Raw genomic sequence first — 20,840 nt, forward strand, 5'->3', positions numbered from 1 at the left:
CTGCGAACTGCCGACTGCCAACTATTTTCCCTCATTTTAAACCAAATCCATCTTTACTGTTACTTTTGCAACCGCTATGGCAAATTTTATCGAGATAAAGAACAAAAAGGCATCCTACCAGTACTTCCTCGTTGAAGAATATACTGCGGGTCTTATCCTTACCGGCACTGAGATTAAATCGGTGAGGGCGGGCAAGGCCAACATTGCCGATGCTTTCTGTATTTTCCAGGGCAACGAAATGTTCGTGAAGGAGATGCACATTGCCATTTACACGCAGGGAACCATTTACAACCATGAGCCAAAACGCGACCGCAAGCTGCTGCTCAACCGGCGCGAATTAAAGAAATTGCAGGGTAAGGTGAATGAGAAGGGATTTACCATCATTCCCACGCTGATGTTTGTAAACGAGAAAGGGCTGGCTAAACTGAAGATCGCGCTGGCCAAAGGAAAGCACTTTTACGACAAACGTGAAACCATCAAGAAAAAAGATGTTGCCAGAGACATTGAACGCTCGGAGTATTAACAAAACTTTTTATTCAATTTTTTCCAAACAATCAATCTTTGTATCGGTTTTGCGTTTATCAGAACAAAATCTAAAATTTAAATATTGAATTCTATGAAAAACCTGATTTTACTTTCAATCGCAGTCTTTTTCCTTATTATTCCCCAGCAAATCAAATCCCAGGAACCACCGAAGGTTAAATGGTATTCCATCGAAGAAGCGGTTGCGCTGAACAACAAAGCAAAAGACAAAGACAAAAAGAAATTTTTTATTGATGTTTACACCGACTGGTGCGGCTGGTGCAAAAAGATGGATGCCAATACTTTTACTGACCCGGTGATTGCCAAATACCTGAATGAGAATTTCTGGCCGGTGAAGTTTGATGCTGAGTCCTCAGCGCCGGTCACGATTAATGAGCAGACTTATGTAAATCCCAATCCGGGCACAAAACGATCTACCCATCAACTGGCCATATCACTGCTCAACAAAAGACTTTCCTATCCTTCGTTTGCATTTTTAGATCAGGAAGTTAAATTGATCACCGTGCTGCCAGGCTACAATACGCCCGACAAACTGGAACCGGTGCTCCATTTCATTGCCCAAGAGGCCTATAAAGACCAAACCTTCGACCAGTTCAAAGCTAATTTTAAGGGGAGTTATTAACGATTTTCTGTAAAATGCAACCGGAAAAAGTCAGCAGTCATCAGCCTGCAGACACCATACACAACAGTAGAAATAAGACATTAATTGTCTCTCCGTTAAAACAATAAAAATTATCATTTTTTTCTGACAGACTATTTTTTCCAACACAACAGAACGCTGCTGCAGATAATGGATCAGCAGGCATGAGCCTGCAAAAATAGACCAGCTTAGGCAGAAGCCAATGCTGATTTTATTCTGACCTTAATTAACTAATCTGAGAAAAAGGAACGATCACCAGGTACAATTACTGCTTTAACAGCTTTTTAATGGTTGTTCCCTCCTCATTGTGAAACCTCATAAAATACAATCCATCAGGATAGCCTGACAAATTTACAGAAAGATTACGGCTCATCTGATCAACAGTTTTCACTATCAATAGCTTCCCTGCAGCACTGAAAATTTCAACAGAATGAATGGGATGATCTGCCAAATCAATATTAACCAATCCATTGGTCGGGTTTGGATAAATTGAAATGTTATCCTGACTTTGCTCAAAAATATCAACGTATGGATTAAGTGTATACCAGACTGATAGTTCAGGGTGAAATTGTGGGTTGGTTTCGTCGCTGGAATAAAACTCCATATAGCGGTAAAATGATTCAACCTGTAAACACATTCTAAAACCAAATCCATTATCAGAATCATTGAGTAAATCTCTAACAAGCCTCGTTACCAAAATGTCTGGGTAATCCTGGTCACTCGTTGTTGAAAATGGAATGGCAACCCGGTTAGTATTTGTTATGGCAGGCTGATCATTCCAGGTAATTTCATCTTCCTGCCAGGGGGAGGTGATTCTTTGTATCCATGAGGCATTGGTTCCACTCAGGGTAGAATGGCCTCCAAATTGTGTACAGGCAAACAACGACATGGTAGCCTTAAGTACGTATGCATTTTCCGGGATTGACGAAAGGTCGAACTCAATAAAGCTACGATCAATAAATGGCTGGTTATCTATGGTTCCGGCATGGGCATGAAAAAACAGGGTGTTGCCCATATTCGTGTTTGGAAGCCTGGATTGCACCCTGGCATCTTTCCCGTAAGTTGCATCAGGCTTGAGAACGATACAGGTATCAACCAACAGGCCAGGATGATAAGTTATTGTTAATTTTGGGCGTAAATTTTCATTCGCGGCATCGCTTGAATAAAAAGTCATACTACGGTACTGCTCTTCAACCTGCAATCTTATCATCATGCCAAAACTATTGTCAGGATAAGCGATCATATCTTTGATCAGTTCAGTAACATTTATATCTGGATAATCCTGGTTGGATTCATTTGAGAAAGGGATTGTGACACGATTATCAACGGTTGTGCCTGGTTGGTTTGCCCAGGTGACTTCATCTTCCACCCAGGGGTTTACTATCCTTTCGAGCCAGCAGGCGTTGGTTCCTGTCAATGTTGAATGTCCGCCAAAAGTGGTATTCGCATATAAGGAAAGGGAAGCATCAAGTACAGTAGCATCTGTGGGAATGGAGGACAGATCGAATTCAATCAAACAACGATCGATAAACGATTCACCATGAATAGTTCCGGCATGACCATGAAAAAACAAACTGCTGCCCATATTGGTATTTGGCAGGGCATTCTGGATTCTTGCATCCTTGCCCTCTTCGGCGTTGGGTTGTAAAATAACTACTACCTGGGCATTGATGGAAACGGCAATTAAAGATGCAATAAACAGAAAGAGTCCAAATTTTGGTTTTAAACTTTTCATATCAGTATTTATTTGGATTTTGAAAAGTATTGAATATTTTTTGCCAAAGATAAGCATTATAAATTCACAAAACGAAAATTCTGCAAGAAAATCTCAGAATTTTCGATAGTATATTCGGGAAAAGTCAGCTATTGTTCCCAGTTCAAAACTACTTTTAAGGGGAGCTTTTAGTTGCATTTCTGAAAAACGCCAAATAAGATATTGACGGGTGCATACCAATTGACAGAACTTTGAAGTCACCCCGTGAATTACCCGAAAAAGATACCAAATTTGAAAGTTTGGTGGTCGCTTGAAATCATTCACGAGGTGACTATGCCTCGAAGCAGGCTGGAGCGTAAGCGAAACGCATGGAACTTCCATGGAGAATATTGAAGTTGATCTTAAAGAATGCTCTATTCTGCTCAGCTTATCTCGATATTCGGCTGTATGAGCAAATTGAGTGAATTCAGTTCGAGGGCAACCAAATTACCCATCCCGGGCTTATTCGGATGATAGCAACCGGTGTCGAGGGGAATATACCTTTTGTTGGGGTCGGAAAGTATGGTTTTTAAAAATTCGAGACTGACCGGCACATGCCCATGAATGACTGTCCGGTTACCAATTTTTTCGGGTTCGGGAGTAAAGGAACTTGTCCATAGCAGGGCATGTAAATCGTCGAAAGGATCTTTACGGTAGAAGTTGATTCCGGCATGCACAAGCACATACTGATCGAGTTCATAGAAATACTTCAGTCCACGAATCCATTCTACATATTTTTCAGGAATCTGATCTACGCGTTCGATCCCAAAACTCTTCAGTGTGGCGTAACCCCCACTGCGCATCCATTCCTCGAACAGTTTATTGCGTTCTTTGAAAAAGAAAAATTTTCTTTTCAAGTTTTGCTGGTTCTCGAGTGCAAGCAGTATATACTCCTCATGGTTTCCCCTTAAGGGGTAAATATTCAGTCCCTTCTCCTGCAAACCCATAATAAAATCAAGGACGCCCTTCGGATCAGGGCCACGATCGATGTAGTCGCCCAGCAAATAAATCTCATCTGTGCCCTGGGGCCTGATCTGGTTTTCGACAAGTGCCCGCAGCGTTTTTACACAACCATGCAGGTCGGGAATTACCCATCTTTTCATAGCAGGAGTTGATTTTGAGGGTTCAAATGTAAAATAAAAATGCAAGCCACGAAATTTTCCACGGCCTGCACCCGATCATTTTCTGTTTTAAAAATGAATATTTATTTCTTTTTCGCCTGATTGGCAACGGCTTCCATCAACTGCCTGATCACTTCAGGGTCGCCGATAAATTCATCCTTCAGCAGGTTGAGGTCATCATCAAAATCGAAAACGTAAGGAATTCCGGTTGGAATATTAAATTTAATGATTTCCTCTTCGCTCATCTTCTTTAAATACTTAACTACAGCACGGAGGCTGTTTCCGTGAGCCGATACCAGGATTTGACTTTGCTTCTGCAAAGCAGGTCTGATGCTGTTTTCCCAGTAAGGGATCATTCGTGCAATGGTCTCTTTGAGTGATTCTGTGGCAGGGATTTCATCAGGCGAAAGACCCCTGTAGCGTGGGTCGTGCTTCGGGTGGCGCGGATCCTCTTCGGGGATGGGCGCCGGGGGTACATCAAAACTTCGGCGCCACAGAAGCACCTGCTCTTCGCCATATTTCTCGGCAGTTTCGGCTTTATTCAGCCCCTGCAACATGCCGTAATGCTTCTCGTTGAGCCGCCAGCTTTTCTGCACAGGAATCCACATCTGATCCATCTGCTCCAGTGCCAGCCATAACGTCTTGATGGCGCGACGCTGATAGGAGGTAAATGCCATATCAAACTCAAAGCCTTTTTCCTTTAATGTTCTGCCGGCTTCTTTGGCTTCTTCCACCCCTTTTGCAGTCAGATCAACATCTGTCCACCCGGTGAACCGGTTTTCCTTATTCCACTGGCTTTCGCCATGCCGCAGCAATACTAATCTTTTCATACGTTGAAAAATTATTGATTATTGAACTGTTTTATCTTGATTCTCGATGGTAGCTTAACGTTTGCAACAGTTAAATATTGAAACGTATTGCCTGTGAGCAGAAAAAGTTTGGATCTCTGGAAAGGTTTGACAGGATCACTTCGCAAATTTCCCCACATAACTTCCGTAGTCAGTTTTTGCATTTAGCAGATAAATGCCATTCGGGAAATGATCCACATCAATTTTAATCTTTTCATTGATCACCGAATACGGCGTGGAGAAAACTTCTTTCCCGCTAACATCAATAATTGTGATCTCCTCAACCTGGCGATCCGGAATCATGAATTCGATGTAACCGCTTGCAGGGTTTGGGGATAGTTGTATCTCATGAGGGTCATTTTCGGTGATACCTAACGAAATGTGATCTAATTCAGCAATCAGCCACCTGTCGGGGTCAAATTTAACCGAATCAATTGAAAAGGCTGGGGCATCGAAAACAAATTGCTGCCCTGAAAAAGTATGATAACAAACCAGGTCCATGATCTGTCCTTGGCCATATAACCTGATTTGAACCGGCATATCAAAAAAATCTACTGAAGGATGGGATGTTTCCTGATGGATAGTTACCTGCAACTCATTGGATTGAACAAGGTTTAACATATCAATTCCATAAATCGGGTAACCTTCGCCGTAATACCATTTTTCGAAAAAAGAAGTCAGATCGCGGCCGCTGGCATTTTCGAAGTGGTTTTTCACATCCTCAAAAGTGGTGAAACGATAGACCAGTTGTGGGTCGTTTACATAGTTGCGAATGGCCGTGAAAAAGGCTTCATCGCCAATCATCCATCGCAGCATGTGCAGCAAATATGCGCCTTTGTGATAGGTGAGTCGTGAACTGAAAATCCTTGGAACCGATGTGGTGTCCTGCACATAAACAGATCCGTCCGGGGCGGCCAGAATTTTACCGAGTGTTACGTCCTTCCAGATTGGCCACCAGTATCCATCGTACATGTGCTCGAACGAAAGTCCGTTGGCGTAGGTCGCAAAACCTTCGTTGATCCAGATGTCGTGCCATGAAGCCAGGGTGATCATGTTACCAAACCATGAATGTGCCAGTTCGTGAGCGCGCAGGTCGTGACCCCATCCCGCCATAAAGCTCATTGTCTGGTGCTCCATGCCACCGCCGGTAATCGAGAACTGGGCGTGGCCGTAGAGTTCGTTCCTGAATGGATAAGGAGAAAACAATGTATCGAATAGCTGCATCATTTCGGGGGTGTTGACTACCATGTCAGCAATCATGGCGGAATCTTCAGGGTAAACATAGTTGACAATCGGAACCACACCTTCCGACAGGAAGGCTTGCTGGGTAAAGACAGCATAATTGGTCACAGCAAATGCCACCAGGTAGCTCACTATCGGGTAGCGATGGCCGAAATGATAAATCGTGTGATCACCGTCCGGGATTTCGGCTTTTAACAGACCATGGCTTACAGCTTTATATTGTGAAGGAGTTCTGATCACCACATCAACCGAATCAATCTTATCAGAAAGATTATTTTTTCCGGGCCACCAGTCTCTGGCGCCATAAGGTTCCGATAACGTCCATATGACGGGTACTCCGTTGTGTTCTGCCTGCTCAAAAGACCCAAAACCACTTTCGATGACAGGTTCACCCTGGTAGTAAATTGTTAATGAATCGATGCTGTTTGCCAGCACAGTTGAGTTCAGGTGGACAGAAAATTCAAAATCAGAGATGTAGTTCCATGTCAAGGGATTTGACCTGAAAATGATTGAGTCGATCATCATATTATCGTTCAGTTCCAGTATTATTGATGAAACATTTTCCAAAGCCCGGAAATAATTGGAAACATTTCCCATGATGTAGCGGACAGCCGGGTCAATCTCCCACTCAAAACGGGTGTAAGTCACATCAATATTCACTCCGGCACGGGATGGCTGTTGCCGGTTGAAATTTTTAAACTGCATGCTTCGGTTTCTGGCAATCAGTTCGGTATTGTCCTCAAAAATGTAGTTCTGAGAGAATAGTGGATCAATCGTAAACAAAACGATGAGCAGTAACAGGGATATTATCAGTTTTTTCATCTTAAAACAATTAGTCCGAAGAGTAAACAACCAAACCGGATATTTGTGCAAAATGAACTTGTCAGCAGCCGGTCATTCATTTTTTCTGACGGTCAAAATTAGGAAAATGAATGAAACACCGCCATTTTTTGCATCTTTGCACAAATTTCGTTGCAGTGATCAAATCATTTTCTTTTGCATTTTTAGTGGGATTTGGCTTCATGCTATTGTTTGGCTGTGCCAGCCAGGTTTCTCCCGGTGGAGGCCCAAAAGACGCAGAACCGCCGGTTGTGGTTAGAAGCGAACCACTAAATTTTTCCACAAGTTTTAATCAGAGCACCATTCAACTCACCTTTAACGAATTTGTGAAGCTAAAGCAGGCCAATGAGCAAATTCTGATCTCTCCGCCCATGAAAGTCAGACCAGAGTACCGTTTGCGCGGAAAGACCGTAATTATTGATCTGAAAGAAGAATTGTTACCCAACACAACCTACTCCATTTTCTTTGGCAGCGCCATCGTTGACATTACCGAAGAAAATCCGCTCACCGATTTTCTCTATGTTTTTTCAACCGGGGAATACCTCGACTCCCTATCGGTTGCGGGGGAAGTGGCGAATGCTTTTACCGGTTTGCCCGAAGAAAACATTTTTGTCATGTTGTATTCCATCGGAAATGATACTGTGCCGGTAGATTCACTACCCATGTCAGTCAGGCCGTTGTATGTTACCAAAACAGATAAAAACGGGATTTACAGGCTGCAATTTCTCAGGAATGAGCCGATGAAACTTTTTGCCCTGAATGACATGAACAGCAACTATCTCTTCGACATTCCTGACGAGGAGGTTGCATTTGCCGATACACTGGTAATCCCTGAAAAACCATTGACCATTGAGCCTGAACCTGTTTCAGATGGCAATGATTCCTTAATGGTCAGGGATTCAATAATCGTCAGGGATTTGTACAAAAACTATTATCCGCTCCGGCTATTTCAACATGTGGACTCTACACAGCGACTGCTCAGCGGTGACGGACTTCTCCCGCCAAAATTCCGCCTTGTGTTCAGACACCCGGCACAAAACCTTTCAATCGAGCTATCAGAACCACAAGTTGAGGGGGATTGGAAAATCGAAGAACTGAACTCCCGTAAGGATTCACTTATGGTTTGGCTAACAAGATCGGAGTTTGATACCCTACAGGTGAAGATCAGTTTAGCCGATACGGTTTTCGATACCATTCAGATTGTCATTCCGGAAAAGAAAGAAACAAAAACGACCCAACGCAGACGCGACGCTGATGAGCCGGTTAAACCCCAAAGACTGACGGTAGCAGGTAATGTTAAAAGTCGCACATTAGATTTAACGGACTCATTGATACTAACTTTTGAAAACCCCCTGGTTAGCTTTGATTTTTCTGATATATTGATGATTGCAGGAAACGATACCATCATTGGGGCGCCATTCGCACCTCTGGACAGCATCCGGCGAAAATTCATCCTTGAAAAACGGCTGAATGAAGAAACCCTTTACGATTTTACTTTCCCGGACTCAATCCTAACCGACATTTACGGACTGACCAACGATTCAGTTCGCATTGTTTTCAAGACTAAAGGACTCAATGAATATGGCAACCTGTTTATTGATTTGCAGATCAAAGACGAAAATCATCCTTACATCCTGCAATTGCTTGATATCAAGGATAAGATCATCAGGGAGCACTATGTGCACCGGTCGGGAGAAGTAAAATTTGAATTGCTGAATCCGGCTATTTACCGGTTAAAAGCGATCCGGGATGCATGGCCAAACCGTCGCTGGGATACAGGCGACTACATCGAAAAGCGGCAACCTGAGGAGGTATTTTTCTATCCGGCGGAGCTACAGGTACGACCCAACTGGGATATCGAGGAACAATGGGTAATCGAGTAAAACTTCAGAGGGTTGGATCGACTCAATCGTGGCAACGGTTAATGCAATCTATGATCTCCGTCAGGGTTTGATGTTTCAGTGAGTACATGATTTTTTTCCCCTGTCGCTGACTTGTCAGCACCCCCTTGTTTTTGAGGATGTTCAAATGATGTGACGCCGAAGCCTGGTCAATACTCAATCTTTCGAAAATCTCTGTAACACTCATAGGGTTGTCATGGAGCATATCGAGGATGGCAATTCTTAAGGGATGGGAAATGGCTCGAAGTTTACCGGCAGCCATTTCGAGTTTTTCCTGGTCGAGATGTAATTTATCCATTGGATTTTTTTTGCAAAACTATCAAAAAAACATATTCACAATGGGTAAATATGTAATTTAGTTAGTTTTTAAATAGTGACTGTCAGAAAACAACTTAAATATGATTTTCAACATTAAAAGTTTTCTGGCTGTCACTAAATAATGGAGTAAATGCAAATCTTGCTCCGTCGAACAAGCCTTTGTCGCTGAGCTTCAATTCCGGAATTACGAGCAATGCCATAAACGACAGGGTCATATAAGGCGCCCTGAGTGTGGAGCCTTTTTCTTTGGTCAGTCTGTCGAGCTTGTCGTAAGCAGCGGCAATCCTATATGCATCACCAGCCGACATCAGTCCGGCAACCGGGAGCGGCAGTAATTCCTCCTGATCTCCATCCACCAGCGAAACCCCGCCTTTGGCTTCGATCAGCAGGTTGATTGCCCTTACAAGGTCTTCATCATTGGTCCCGATGGCTATGATGTTGTGACTGTCGTGTGCAACTGTGGAAGCCATGGCGCCGCTTTTCAGGTTGAAGTTGCTGATAAAGGCAACAACAGGCCTGGCAGCCTGATAACGGTTGTAAACCACCAGTTTTAAAATATCCCGCTCCACATCACTTTCCACATTGCCGTTTTTAATCTTTGGTTCAACCGACATCGCTTTAGTGATCAACTGCCCTTCGAGTGCCTGAATAACCTGTAATTTACCGGGTTGAAACGGAACACGGATATCTTCGGTCGAAATCTTTTCTGCATTGAAAACATTTGGTGCGCTCTCCGGAACGGATTCAATGAGGGATTTCCCATTTTCGCCCACTTTCATTCCCTGAACATAGGTAGCCCGGACGTTGAACTCCTGAAGGTTATCCACAAGAATAAAATCAGCGTCATCACCCACACGCAATAACCCGACATCAAGGCCATAATGCTCAACGGGGTTAAGGATGCAACTACGCAGAACTTTCATCGGATCGTGTCCCCTGGCGATTGCCCTTTTGACCAACTCGTTGATATGACCTTTTTCGAGGTCATTAGGATGTTTGTCGTCGGAACAGAACAGCACCTGATCAGGGTATTGATCCAAAAGATCGACCAGTGCATCAAAATTCTTTGCCGCACTTCCTTCCCTGATCTGAATTTTCATTCCCCATTTGATTTTTTCCAAAGCCTCCTCCATTGTAAAACACTCGTGATCAGTGGTGATGCCTGCCTGGATATACCTCCTGGCCTCCTCCCCCACCAGACCGGGAGCATGGCCATCGATGGGTTTGTTGTGTTTTTTCGCAATGGCAATTTTTGCCATCACCTCCGGATCATTGAACAACACACCCGGAAAGTTCATCATTTCGGACATGTATTTAATCTCGCCGGAGCCAAGCAACTCATCCAGCGCGTCAGTTCCAATGCTGGCGCCGGCAGTTTCAAATGCAGTTGCAGGTACGCAGGATGACGCCCCAAAGTAGAATTTGAAGGGGACTTTTTTTCCGTTACTGATCATGTATTTTATCCCTTCGATACCCATGACATTGGCAATTTCGTGTGGGTCGGATACTGTGGCAACCGTACCGTGTGCCACTGCAAGTCGTGCAAATTCAGAGGGGATCAGCATACTGCTTTCGATGTGCACATGCGAATCAATCAGTCCTGGCAAAATATATTGATCAGGAACATGATCAGTTTCGGCGATTGCTTTGATTTTTCCGTCTTCAATATCAATTGTTCCGGAAAAAATTCTGCCGTTCCGAAGGTCAGCAATCTTTCCTGAAACCTGGAATTTATCATGGGTTTTCATGTCACTGCATATTTTTTTTTGTGTGATAGGCCACTTTTTCGAGTGAGGTGATCATGTCGTACTCATCGAGGTAAACGTGATTTGGCAGGTTAAGCGGTTTTGAGGAAAAATTCAGAATCCCGCTAATTCCCGACTTCACAAGGTGATCGGCAGTTTCCACTGCTTTGTCCACGGGTACGGTGATGATCCCTATCGAAATGTTGTGCTCTTTCATCTTACTTTCCAACTCATCTACATGATAAACAGGCACCCCGGCATAAAGTTTACCGGTTTTTTCGGTATTTACATCAAATGCAGCAACAATTCTAAGTTTAGGTCGCTTACCGCCAAAATATTTCAGGATAGCTTTTCCAAGGTTACCGAGCCCCATGATGCAGACATTCTGACCTGTTTCGGTATCGATGATATTCCCGATCAGTTCGATCAGTTCCTTAACATCGTACCCCCGGCGCAATGTGCCATTATAGCCGATCAGCATAATATCCCTCCGCACCTGAACGGGCGTAATGTGAAGCAGTTGGGCTATTTCGTGCGAAAAAATGAATTCTTTTCCGCCGGCCAGGGTCATCAACAGATTTCTGCGGTATTGACTTAGTCTTTCAATGGTTTTATCAGGTAAATGCATGAATTGAGATTTTTTTCATTTTCAGTGCAAACTTACTACAATATTGAGTAGCACAAGAAAAACGGGGTAAAAAATGCTCAATAATAAGTTGAAAATAAAAGTTCCGGGAAATAAAAAAGAGCCACAAATGCGGATTTGCAGCTCTTTCAAAAAGGTTTTTCCCCGCTATTCTCTTCTTCCTAAAAATATCATGATATAATAGGCAAGGGTTGCGAGTGAAGCCAGCGCAGCAACAACATAGGTCATTGCAGCCCACTTTAGCCCATCTTTGGCCATTTCGTGCTGTTCTCCCCTTGTCATTCCGGTACCTTCGAGCCACACCAACGCCCTGCGTGATGCATCAAATTCTACCGGTAAGGTGATAAAACTAAACAAGGTGGTTAGCCCAAACATGATAATGCCGATAAGCAGCAACTGAGGAAATATCCCGATAGTCAGGATGCCGGCCAGCAGCACCCATTGCATCCATCGGGAGCTGATACTGACAACGGGAACCAATTGTGAACGCATCTGCAGCCATGCATAGGCCTGGGCATGCTGCAGTGCATGGCCGGTTTCGTGAGCGGCAACTGCCGCAGCCATCACACTACGCCCGTTGAATACTTCTGGACTCAGGTTGATGGTTTTGTTCGTCGGATTGTAATGATCGGTCAACTCTCCGGGAACTGACTTTACCGATACATCGGTTATGCCATTCTGACTTAACATACTTCTTGCAATATCACTTCCGGTTTGTCCGGAAGGGAGGGGGATTTTTGAATATTTTGCAAAACGGTTTCTCAAACGGCTTTGAACCATCCAGCTTAACAGCATGAAAACTCCGAAAATCAGCAAATAGGACATCATAATTTTATTCTTTTAAAAATGATTTAAAATGCATTTGGCTCGCTATCAAAAACTCTGCCAGCAGCTTCGATCGGCAAATTAACTTCCAAATGCAGAAATTAGTTCAAATTTGTCAGATTTTGGTTAGGAAAACACAATTGTAATCCTCACGTCATGGGTTCAAAGTACAGAATTTATGCTATGTTTGCAAGGTAAATCAGATCTAAAATTATTACCAGGTTACCTCACATTGAGAATCAAAATTAAAAAATTAAAGATCCCATTCATTTTGATCCTGTTATTCCTCATGGTCTCCTGCAACTATAGTATAGATCAGAAAGAAGAAGAACAAATTGCAACCAGACGACCGTTGATGGATGAGCACGAATTGTTCATTACAACATTCTATCCGATAGTTCATGCCGAAAACTCTTACATAATATCTCAACGTACCCATTTACAATGGTTGCGTGAAAGGCACTGGTTTGCCTTGCGTTTTGGCAATCACCTGCATTGGCTTAACCAGTTAGGGAGATTTTACAAGTTTGATTCCCTGTATTTTCAACAATCGCTCACGCGGTCTGACTTTGAGCAACGGATTGACAGTCTTTTGATTCATGTTGACATGATCCCCGACAAACTGGTGATGGCACAGGCTGTAATTGAGTCAGGCTGGGGAAAGTCCTATTTAGCCAAAAAAGCAAATAATTATTTCGGGATGCGATGTTTTAAAAAGGATTGCGGCATACCTCCGCATGGCGTGCATTCCCCGGTTTTCTGGCACAGAAAATATCCTACAGCTACAGAAAGCGTAAAGGATTACATGCTAAATCTTAATACGGCAAATGCCTATAAAAAGTTAAGAAAGATGAGAGGGGAACAACGGATGAACGGAACTGAACCTGACCCCCTTGAATTGGCTGAAACATTGGATAATTACTCAGAAATAGGAAGAGAATACATCAGGATGTTGCACGAGGTGATGAAAAATTACCTGCCAGAGGATTTAGAGGCTTTTATCCGGCAGAAACCTTCCCAATGATATTTTCAGCCTCAAGATCAATAGCTTTTTTCAATAATCTGTAAAAACCGGCTGTTAAGTAACAAACTTTTTCGATATTTGCACACTGCTGCATTGATTTGTATTCTTCGAAGAATTTACAATACTATCTTCAACCTTCAATTTTTACAATAATGAAAACGAGAATTACAATAAGCTGCATCCTTTTCATCCTGCTATTTGTACCCAACACCTACATTGCGGGTCAAAACATCAAAGACTTTACGGATATCGGAGCTAATGTCCAGTCAGGATCACTACCTCCCGGGTGGGAATACACAATCACATGGCTTGTTAGTGCAATACTAATTCCCCATTATGCAATCATTTCAATTTATGGAGATGAACCTCCGGAAGGAAGCTGGCTTGGTGTATTTTATACCGATGAGTTTGGAGTTGAAAAATGTGGCGGCGCCTGCCAGTATGATTACAACCTATCAATGATTTTGACAACTTTTGGTAATGATAATTTTACGCCAGAAAAAGATGGATTCAATACTGGGGAAAAATATATATGGCGGATATTTGACAATGTAACCATGCTCGAATATCCTGCCATTGCAACATACAACCCAAACTCCGGCAATCCTAACGGAACGTTTGGAGGTTTGTTCTGCGAAATCTTGAAACTGGATGCAATTCTAACCCTTCAGATTGATGTTTCTGCAGGCTGGAGCGGCTTTTCATTGCCGTTTAATCCGCTGGATCAGGATGTGACAGGTATTTTTTCTGAAATCGAAGACCAGTTGATTATTTTGCAAAACGCTGAATTCATTTATTGGCCGGAGGAGGAAATCAACACCTTCCCTTACTGGTGGCCAACGTTTGGAGCTCAATTGAAAATGGCTGACGATGCCACGCTCGAGGTTTCCGGAATACCTGGCGAGCGGACCATCAGCCTGCCGGAAGGATGGAGTTATCTTCCTGTGATGAGCATTTGTGATGTGGATGTGGTTGCGCTTTTCGTGGTAATAAATGATAAAATTGATCTTGTAAAATCCATCGGCGGATTCCAACTGTATTGGCCTGCCATGGGTATCAACACGCTGGAAATGCTTCAAACCGGTAAGGCTTACTTGATCAAACTCAATCAGCCTGCAACGATTACCTTCCCCGCTTGCCAGGGCACAGTAAAGAGGTAATCTTTCAGACCGGAATTATGCCGTAAGTCATAGAATAGCCAATGATCTCAAATGAGACTGTCTCAAATGTCTATTTTTAATCCAGCACATTGAAAATCAAATAGGAGAAATCTGCATTTGATTGAATGGTTGGCCTTTACATACTGAGTAACAAAATTGCTACCCTTACCATAAACAGTGAAAGCCCAACGGGATTTAACAGAAAAAAACTTATTACAAAACAAATTTTACTGATATTTGCAGACTGTTGCTTTATAATGTGTTCTTCGGAGAATTTGCCAAACTATCTTCAATTTTACTACTATGAAAACGAGATTTACAATCTATTGCATCCTTTTTATCCTTCTTCATTTTTTGCCTACTGTTTACATTGCAGGTCAAAACAGTAAAAACTTTTCGGGGATCAGGCCTGATCATTACATGGTGGTTTTAGGTGAGCGTCCGCCGATTGATCTGAACAACGTTCCGTCAGATGCTTATGAACCGGGGAAACTGAAGATCAAACTAAAGGCAGGTCTTGAAAGATTGATGCCAGATCAACCCTTTCATTCTGGTCCGGCGGGTTATGTTATCACTGGCATCCCTTCCCTTGATGCGGTAAATCAGGCTTTTGAAATAAAGGCATACAACCCGTTGTTTGCCGGACTTTACGAAACCGGGGTCAGGTCTTCCGAATTTCAGGAAAGACACAAGGCCTGGGGTTTTCATCTTTGGTTTGAACTGATCGTTGATGAGAAAACTGATGTGCTTGAGGCTGTAAGGCGATTTTCTGCATTAAAAGAGGTGGAAATTGCTGAACCTGAATACCGCAAACGACTTGTTGTTGATCAACTTTCACCAAACAATCCAGAGCCGGAAAAATACCCGGATGCGACTTCCGGTCTCCGCTGGACTCCCAATGATCCTCAATATACCAGCCAGTGGCACTACAACAATACCGGACAACAAGGCGGAACTCCCGGCGCCGACATCAGCCTTCAGGAAGCATGGGACATCGAAAAAGGAAGCAGCGATGTGATCGTGGCCATTATTGATGGCGGAATTGATTACACACATTCAGATCTTGCCGGAAATATGTGGTCAGGTATAGGATATAATTTTGTTACCGGCAGTTCCACAGTTACTGCTCATAATCATGGTACGCATGTAGCCGGAACGGTTGCAGCCGTCAATAATAATAACGTTGGTGTGGCAGGTGTGGCGGGTGGATCAGGCTCAAACGACGGTGTCAGGTTAATGTCGTGCCAGGTATTCACTACAACCAGCAACGGCGGATTTCACCTGGCGCCAGTTTATGCTGCCGACAATGGTGCTGCCATTTCACAAAACAGCTGGAGCTATACCAATCAGGGTGTTTATGATCAATCGGTGCTCGATGCTATTGATTACTTCAATTTGAATGGTGGTGGAGATGTCATGACAGGAGGAATAACCATTTTTGCAGCCGGAAACGACAATTCTTCAGGTCAATGGTATCCGGCCTATTATTCAGGGTCCTTTTCGGTTGCTGCCACAAATAACCAGGACATTAAAGCATGGTATTCAAATTATGATACCTGGATAGATATTTCAGCACCGGGAGGTGAAACCAACTCGGTTACTGCCCGCGGTGTGTTGAGTACACTCCCGGGAAATAGTTACGGTTATTACCAGGGGACCTCAATGGCCTGCCCCCATACATCCGGCGTGGCTGCTTTAATGGTTTCACTGGGCTATGGCCAACTCTCCTCCACACAAGTTGCAAATTTCATTCGTACGACCACCGATAACCATTACGGGGTGAATCCTGCGTTTATCGGAAAACTTGGCACAGGAAGGCTTAACGCCCATTCGGCATTGCTTGCCGTTCAATCGGTGATATCCAGTGTTGCCAACCCGCAGAGTTTTACCGCAACTACAGTAAGTTCAAGCCAGATCAACCTTTCATGGACCAAAAATCCGGACAACAACAGTGTAATGGTCATCTGGTCGTGGAATGGGATTTTTGGAGACCCTACCGACGGCGTAATCTATAAAAATGGTGACCCTATAACAGGCGGAGGATTAGTGCTGTACCGTGGGAGTAACACTTCGTTTTCGCATACCAATCTCAATGGTTCCACAATCTATTATTACAAAGCCTTTTCCTACAATCTGACCAATGAGTACTCAGTCGGACTTTCAACCAATGCCACAACTTTGAGTGGTCCGTTTGCTGATTTTGAGGCAAATCCAACCACGACCATGTTAACCATCCCGGTTACCTTCACCGATGCATCGGGAGGTGGAACTTTTAATTCCTGGTTGTGGAATTTCGGAGCAGGGGCGAATCCTTCCACAGCAACTGGGCAGGGACCTCATTCTGTAGTTTATTACACAACCGGAAATAAAACGGTAAGTCTGACCGTAGATGGAACCTATACTGCGACAAAAGTGGACTATATTACAGTAAATGAACTGTCATTTTCGTCAAGTGGAACATACACAGCCGGAGATATTTCCACTGATTACAATTTTCAATCCCTCCCCGGTTCATCTTCATGTCCTGGATCACTGACTGTTACTATTCCGGCAGGTGCAGAGATTACTTCGGTGGATGTAAGTTACCAGATGACTGCCCGTAACAATGGCTGGAAATCAGAGCAAAGATCACAACTACGCTGTGTTTCACCTGGTGGAACTTCCGAATCTGTTCTTTTCAGCGGTACAGGCAATTCCACAGGAGCGCAGGCCTATAACCGAACAGGACTGACGATTGCAAACGGAGTAACCGGTGGAGGGAATATCCAGTTCCAGTTGCATGCAGGGCGCACCTGGGGTGGGTCGGGGTGCAATACGACTTATAACAAAGTAGATAACAACACATGGACTGTCACTGTTAATTATCTTTTAAGTCAGGAACCTGTTGCAGATTTCAGCGCTTCGGCCACAACAATTTATGCCGGCGAATCGGTGAATTTTACCGATCTTTCCACAAACAATCCTACCTCCTGGAGCTGGTCGTTCACGGGCGGAACCCCGGCGTCCTCTTCCATCCAAAATCCGGCGGTGGTGTACAATTCGCCCGGGGTGTACAATGTTTCACTCACTGTGACCAATGCATTCGGATCGGATACCGAGACCAAAACTGATTTCATCACCGTGCAGGTTGTTCCTTTGCCAGTGGCAGATTTCAGCGCTTCGGCCACAACAATTTACGCCGGCGAATCGGTGAATTTTACCGATCTTTCGACGAACAATCCTACCTCCTGGAGCTGGTCGTTCACGGGCGGAACCCCGGCGTCGTCTTCATCACAGAATCCTGTGGTGGTTTATAATACGCCCGGTGTGTACAATGTTTCACTCACTGTGACCAATGCGTTCGGATCGGATACCGAGACCAAAACTGATTTCATCACCGTGCAGGTTGTTCCTTTGCCAGTAGCAGATTTCAGCGCTTCGGCCACAACAATTTACGCCGGCGAGTCGGTGAATTTTACCGATCTTTCCACAAACAATCCCACCTCCTGGAGCTGGTCATTCGCGGGCGGAACCCCGGCGTCGTCTTCATCACAGAATCCGGCGGTGGTGCACAATACGCCCGGGGTGTACAATGTTTCACTCACTGTGACCAATGCATTCGGATTGGACACCGAGACCAAAACTGATTTCATCACCGTGCAGGTTGTTCCTATGCCAGTAGCAGATTTCAGCGCTTCGGCCACAACAATTTATGCCGGTGAGTCGGTGAATTTTACCGATCTTTCGACCAACAATCCCACATCATGGAGCTGGTCGTTCACGGGCGGAACCCCGGCGTCGTCTTCATCACAGAATCCGGCGGTGGTGTACAATACGCCCGGGGTGTACAATGTTTCACTCACTGTGACCAATGCATTCGGATCGGACACCGAGGCCAAAACTGATTTCATCACCGTGCAGGTAAATAATCCGCTAATAGCAAATTTCATAGCAGATACCACACAAATCTATAAAGGTGATGTCGTTCACTTCTATGATCTCTCCAGCGGAGATCCTACATTCTGGAATTGGGAAATCCAGGGAGGAACACCTTCGGTTTCTTACCAGAAAAACCCGGTAGTGATATTTAACCAGACTGGGGAATTTGATGTGAAACTGACTGTATCTGGCGTCAACGGCCAATCGGAGATTTTCAGACAGAAATACATCAAAGTGTTGGAAGTGATTCCATTGTTTCCTCCAGGTTGGGATTTTGTCATTACCGGATCACAACATGTTATTGCCGTGCCTTTGCAGGCCAATCCGCGTATTTTGGACGTTCCAATTGCTCCTGGTGATTATGTTGGAGCATTTTACACTGATACCTATGGTAATTTAAAATGTGGCGGCGCCACCCAATGGAACGGCACATCCAACATCGCAGTGATGGCTTATGGCGACCAGTTTTTCACTCCGTTAAAGGATGGTTTTGCTTTTAATGAAGCGTTTAAATGGAAAGTGTTTTCTTATAGCCATAATAGGGATTTCGATGCCACCCCAACTTACGACCCGATGGCGCCCAACCAGGGAAACTTTCTTCCCATGGGACTTTCGGCGCTTTCGGACATTTATGCCGGTACCCTGTTTAATGTCAATATTCCTGAAGGATGGAGCGGCATCTCAAGTCCGGTTATACCTTATGATCCTGATTTCGACCAGCTCTTTGCCAGTATTCTGGGCGACCTGACTATCCTGTATAACTTTAATGGAATGTTCTGGCCTGGACAAAACATCCATTCACTTGATACCTGGACAAATACCGGCTACACTATCAAAATGGAAAACAGTGCCACATTGGAATTTGGCGGTGATCTCATCACCAGTAAAAATCAGCTTGTTAACGCAGGAACCAGCTATCTTGCGGTTCTTGTTCCCTGCGAGGTTGAAACTGAGGCATTATTTGCCCCCCACCTCAATAAATTACTACTTGTGCGCAACATTACCAGCACTCAGGTTTACTGGCCATTGTATGGGATCAATACACTTGAATATTTGATCCCGGGTAATGCCTATTTCGTGGTTGCCACTTCCAACTTCACCCTGACTTTCCCCCAATGCCCGGCAGAAAGCAACTTTAAAACAGCTTTGCCGGATTTCAATATGCAACCGGAAGTACCCTGGACACTTTGCAGCCCAACACCGTCGGTACATACAATAGCTGTTACCGGAAAGGCAACCGGTTCGTTGGTGGCGGGTGATATCCTGGGAGTTTTCAATACTGCGGGTGATTGCTGCGGATGGGCTGATTACCAGTCAAAAAACATGGCTATTCCTGCCTGGGGAATTGACCTCACAAGTGAAAAACAAGTTGGCCTTGTCCAGAATGAACTGCTGACTTTTAAGCTTTTCCGGCCTTCTGCCAATCTTTCCTATGACCTGCAAATCACCTGGGATCAATCAATGCCTGACCAGGGACTGTATAATTCCGGCGGCCTTTCAGCCATCACCGGTATCAGTTTGACCACGGGTGACAGCGCTGACGCTGACCCGTTTGAGGTGTTCAGCCTTTATCCCAATCCCGGTAACGGCCTTTTCAACATCAAAGGTGTCAGTAACGTCCGTAGGATTTCAGTAACCCATCCCGACGGCCGCCTTGTGGCTGATATCGAACTCAGTGGTGAAGAAACTGTGGCCATCAACCTTACTAATCATGCACGGGGAATTTACCTGGTCAGGGTTTTCACCGCCTCAGGAGTGCAATTTAGGAAGATCGTGCTGGAGTAAATTTGGTTTTCGTTTTACTTTCGAACGAAGACACTATTTTTAACCTGTTTTAGAGCTGGATAAAAAAGCAGGTACAACCTGCAGAAATAGTTTCGGCTTAGGCTGGAGTCTAAGCCCAATCATTGCCAGACGGGGCTCCACCTCATTTGGTCTATTATGTCAGGCTCCGGTCTGCCAAATCCATCTGAAACCTGTAATTTTAAAAGCTGAAAAATATTGCTTTGGCTGAAACCCAAACCGAACCATTGTTCAGACGGGGCTCCACCTCATTTGGTCCATTATGGCAGGCTCCAGCCTGCCTTTATGCCTTCTCATTCAAAATCATACTATATAAAATGATGAGCAGTTCTCATGGCACTCGATAAAAAAGAAACAGCCAATTTATTTTTTCTCGTAATCTGTGGTGCTAAAAGTTTTATTTTTGCAGCCGCAATTAACGCCACCTTAGCTCAGTCGGTAGAGCAGCGCATTCGTAATGCGCGGGTCGTGGGTTCGAGTCCCATGGGTGGCTCTTTTTTTTTAGGGTTCAAA

Annotated in this window: 14 protein-coding genes and 1 tRNA gene; 7 read left to right on the forward strand and 8 right to left on the reverse strand. The window is 44.2% G+C overall.

The features are described from left to right. Positions 1–76 precede the first annotated feature (76 nt). A complete protein-coding gene (smpB, locus tag IH598_04775) occupies positions 77–523 on the forward strand; it encodes an SsrA-binding protein SmpB (protein ID MBE0637812.1) in 447 nt (148 codons plus the stop codon). Positions 524–616: 93 nt separating this feature from the next. After that, positions 617–1,165: a DUF255 domain-containing protein gene (locus tag IH598_04780; protein MBE0637813.1), complete on the forward strand. Its 549-nt coding sequence runs from the start codon at positions 617–619 to the stop codon at positions 1,163–1,165. Positions 1,166–1,448: 283 nt separating this feature from the next. Here IH598_04780 and IH598_04785 read toward each other — a convergent pair whose 3' ends face one another. From IH598_04785 to IH598_04800, 4 genes are all read right to left on the reverse strand, one after another. Beyond that, the gene (locus IH598_04785; protein ID MBE0637814.1) at positions 1,449–2,918 is read right to left on the reverse strand and encodes a DNRLRE domain-containing protein; all 1,470 of its coding nucleotides are present in this window, start codon (positions 2,916–2,918) and stop codon (positions 1,449–1,451) included. 401 nt (positions 2,919–3,319) lie between these two features. Then, positions 3,320–4,039, reverse strand: coding sequence for a serine/threonine protein phosphatase (locus IH598_04790; protein MBE0637815.1), 720 nt, complete (start codon positions 4,037–4,039; stop codon positions 3,320–3,322). A gap of 101 nt (positions 4,040–4,140) precedes the next feature. Next, a complete protein-coding gene (gene gpmA / locus IH598_04795; protein MBE0637816.1) occupies positions 4,141–4,887 on the reverse strand; it encodes a 2,3-diphosphoglycerate-dependent phosphoglycerate mutase in 747 nt (248 codons plus the stop codon). Between the two features lie 135 nt (positions 4,888–5,022). Next, on the reverse strand, positions 5,023–6,969 hold the full coding sequence (locus IH598_04800) for a T9SS type A sorting domain-containing protein (GenBank protein MBE0637817.1): 1,947 nt from the start codon (positions 6,967–6,969) through the stop codon (positions 5,023–5,025). 110 nt (positions 6,970–7,079) lie between these two features. Between IH598_04800 and IH598_04805 the strand changes: the two genes are divergently transcribed. Beyond that, on the forward strand, positions 7,080–8,870 hold the full coding sequence (locus IH598_04805; protein ID MBE0637818.1) for an Ig-like domain-containing protein: 1,791 nt from the start codon (positions 7,080–7,082) through the stop codon (positions 8,868–8,870). A 22-nt stretch (positions 8,871–8,892) separates the two neighbouring features. Here the strand turns inward: IH598_04805 and IH598_04810 are convergent, their stop codons facing one another. The 4 genes from IH598_04810 to IH598_04825 form a co-directional block, all read right to left on the reverse strand. Then, positions 8,893–9,186: a winged helix-turn-helix transcriptional regulator gene (locus IH598_04810; GenBank protein MBE0637819.1), complete on the reverse strand. Its 294-nt coding sequence runs from the start codon at positions 9,184–9,186 to the stop codon at positions 8,893–8,895. Positions 9,187–9,280: 94 nt separating this feature from the next. Beyond that, entirely contained in the window at positions 9,281–10,954 is a 1,674-nt protein-coding gene (gene ade / locus IH598_04815) for an adenine deaminase (GenBank protein ID MBE0637820.1), read from the reverse strand. A gap of 1 nt (position 10,955) precedes the next feature. Further along, positions 10,956–11,579 carry a redox-sensing transcriptional repressor Rex gene (locus tag IH598_04820; GenBank protein ID MBE0637821.1) on the reverse strand — a complete coding sequence of 208 codons (624 nt, stop codon included), beginning with the start codon at positions 11,577–11,579 and terminating at the stop codon, positions 10,956–10,958. Positions 11,580–11,744: 165 nt separating this feature from the next. Continuing rightward, a complete protein-coding gene (locus IH598_04825) occupies positions 11,745–12,425 on the reverse strand; it encodes a zinc metallopeptidase (protein ID MBE0637822.1) in 681 nt (226 codons plus the stop codon). A 268-nt stretch (positions 12,426–12,693) separates the two neighbouring features. Here IH598_04825 and IH598_04830 point away from each other — a divergent pair, with 268 nt between their 5' ends. From IH598_04830 to IH598_04845, 4 genes are all read left to right on the forward strand, one after another. Beyond that, positions 12,694–13,446, forward strand: coding sequence for a glucosaminidase domain-containing protein (locus IH598_04830; protein ID MBE0637823.1), 753 nt, complete (start codon positions 12,694–12,696; stop codon positions 13,444–13,446). A 152-nt stretch (positions 13,447–13,598) separates the two neighbouring features. Next, positions 13,599–14,606, forward strand: a complete 1,008-nt coding sequence (locus tag IH598_04835; GenBank protein ID MBE0637824.1) for a hypothetical protein — start codon at positions 13,599–13,601, stop codon at positions 14,604–14,606. A gap of 303 nt (positions 14,607–14,909) precedes the next feature. Then, entirely contained in the window at positions 14,910–20,309 is a 5,400-nt protein-coding gene (locus IH598_04840) for a PKD domain-containing protein (protein ID MBE0637825.1), read from the forward strand. 438 nt (positions 20,310–20,747) lie between these two features. Continuing rightward, positions 20,748–20,820 (forward strand) — tRNA-Thr (locus IH598_04845). The last annotated feature ends 20 nt before the right edge of the window (positions 20,821–20,840 follow it).

The sequence above is a fragment of the Bacteroidales bacterium genome, from assembly GCA_014860585.1.
GTDB lineage: Bacteria > Bacteroidota > Bacteroidia > Bacteroidales > 4484-276 > RZYY01.

Bases quoted from the DNA above. Each gene is read 5' to 3' on its own strand.
- smpB (MBE0637812.1), top strand. From the start codon at position 77: ATGGCAAATTTTATCGAGATAAAGAACAAAAAGGCATCCTACCAGTAC.
- IH598_04780 (MBE0637813.1), top strand. From the start codon at position 617: ATGAAAAACCTGATTTTACTTTCAATCGCAGTCTTTTTCCTTATTATT.
- IH598_04785 (MBE0637814.1), bottom strand. From the start codon at position 2,918: ATGAAAAGTTTAAAACCAAAATTTGGACTCTTTCTGTTTATTGCATCT.
- IH598_04790 (MBE0637815.1), bottom strand. From the start codon at position 4,039: ATGAAAAGATGGGTAATTCCCGACCTGCATGGTTGTGTAAAAACGCTG.
- gpmA (MBE0637816.1), bottom strand. From the start codon at position 4,887: ATGAAAAGATTAGTATTGCTGCGGCATGGCGAAAGCCAGTGGAATAAG.
- IH598_04800 (MBE0637817.1), bottom strand. From the start codon at position 6,969: ATGAAAAAACTGATAATATCCCTGTTACTGCTCATCGTTTTGTTTACG.
- IH598_04805 (MBE0637818.1), top strand. From the start codon at position 7,080: ATGAAACACCGCCATTTTTTGCATCTTTGCACAAATTTCGTTGCAGTG.
- IH598_04810 (MBE0637819.1), bottom strand. From the start codon at position 9,186: ATGGATAAATTACATCTCGACCAGGAAAAACTCGAAATGGCTGCCGGT.
- ade (MBE0637820.1), bottom strand. From the start codon at position 10,954: ATGAAAACCCATGATAAATTCCAGGTTTCAGGAAAGATTGCTGACCTT.
- IH598_04820 (MBE0637821.1), bottom strand. From the start codon at position 11,579: ATGCATTTACCTGATAAAACCATTGAAAGACTAAGTCAATACCGCAGA.
- IH598_04825 (MBE0637822.1), bottom strand. From the start codon at position 12,425: ATGATGTCCTATTTGCTGATTTTCGGAGTTTTCATGCTGTTAAGCTGG.
- IH598_04835 (MBE0637824.1), top strand. From the start codon at position 13,599: ATGAAAACGAGAATTACAATAAGCTGCATCCTTTTCATCCTGCTATTT.
- IH598_04840 (MBE0637825.1), top strand. From the start codon at position 14,910: ATGAAAACGAGATTTACAATCTATTGCATCCTTTTTATCCTTCTTCAT.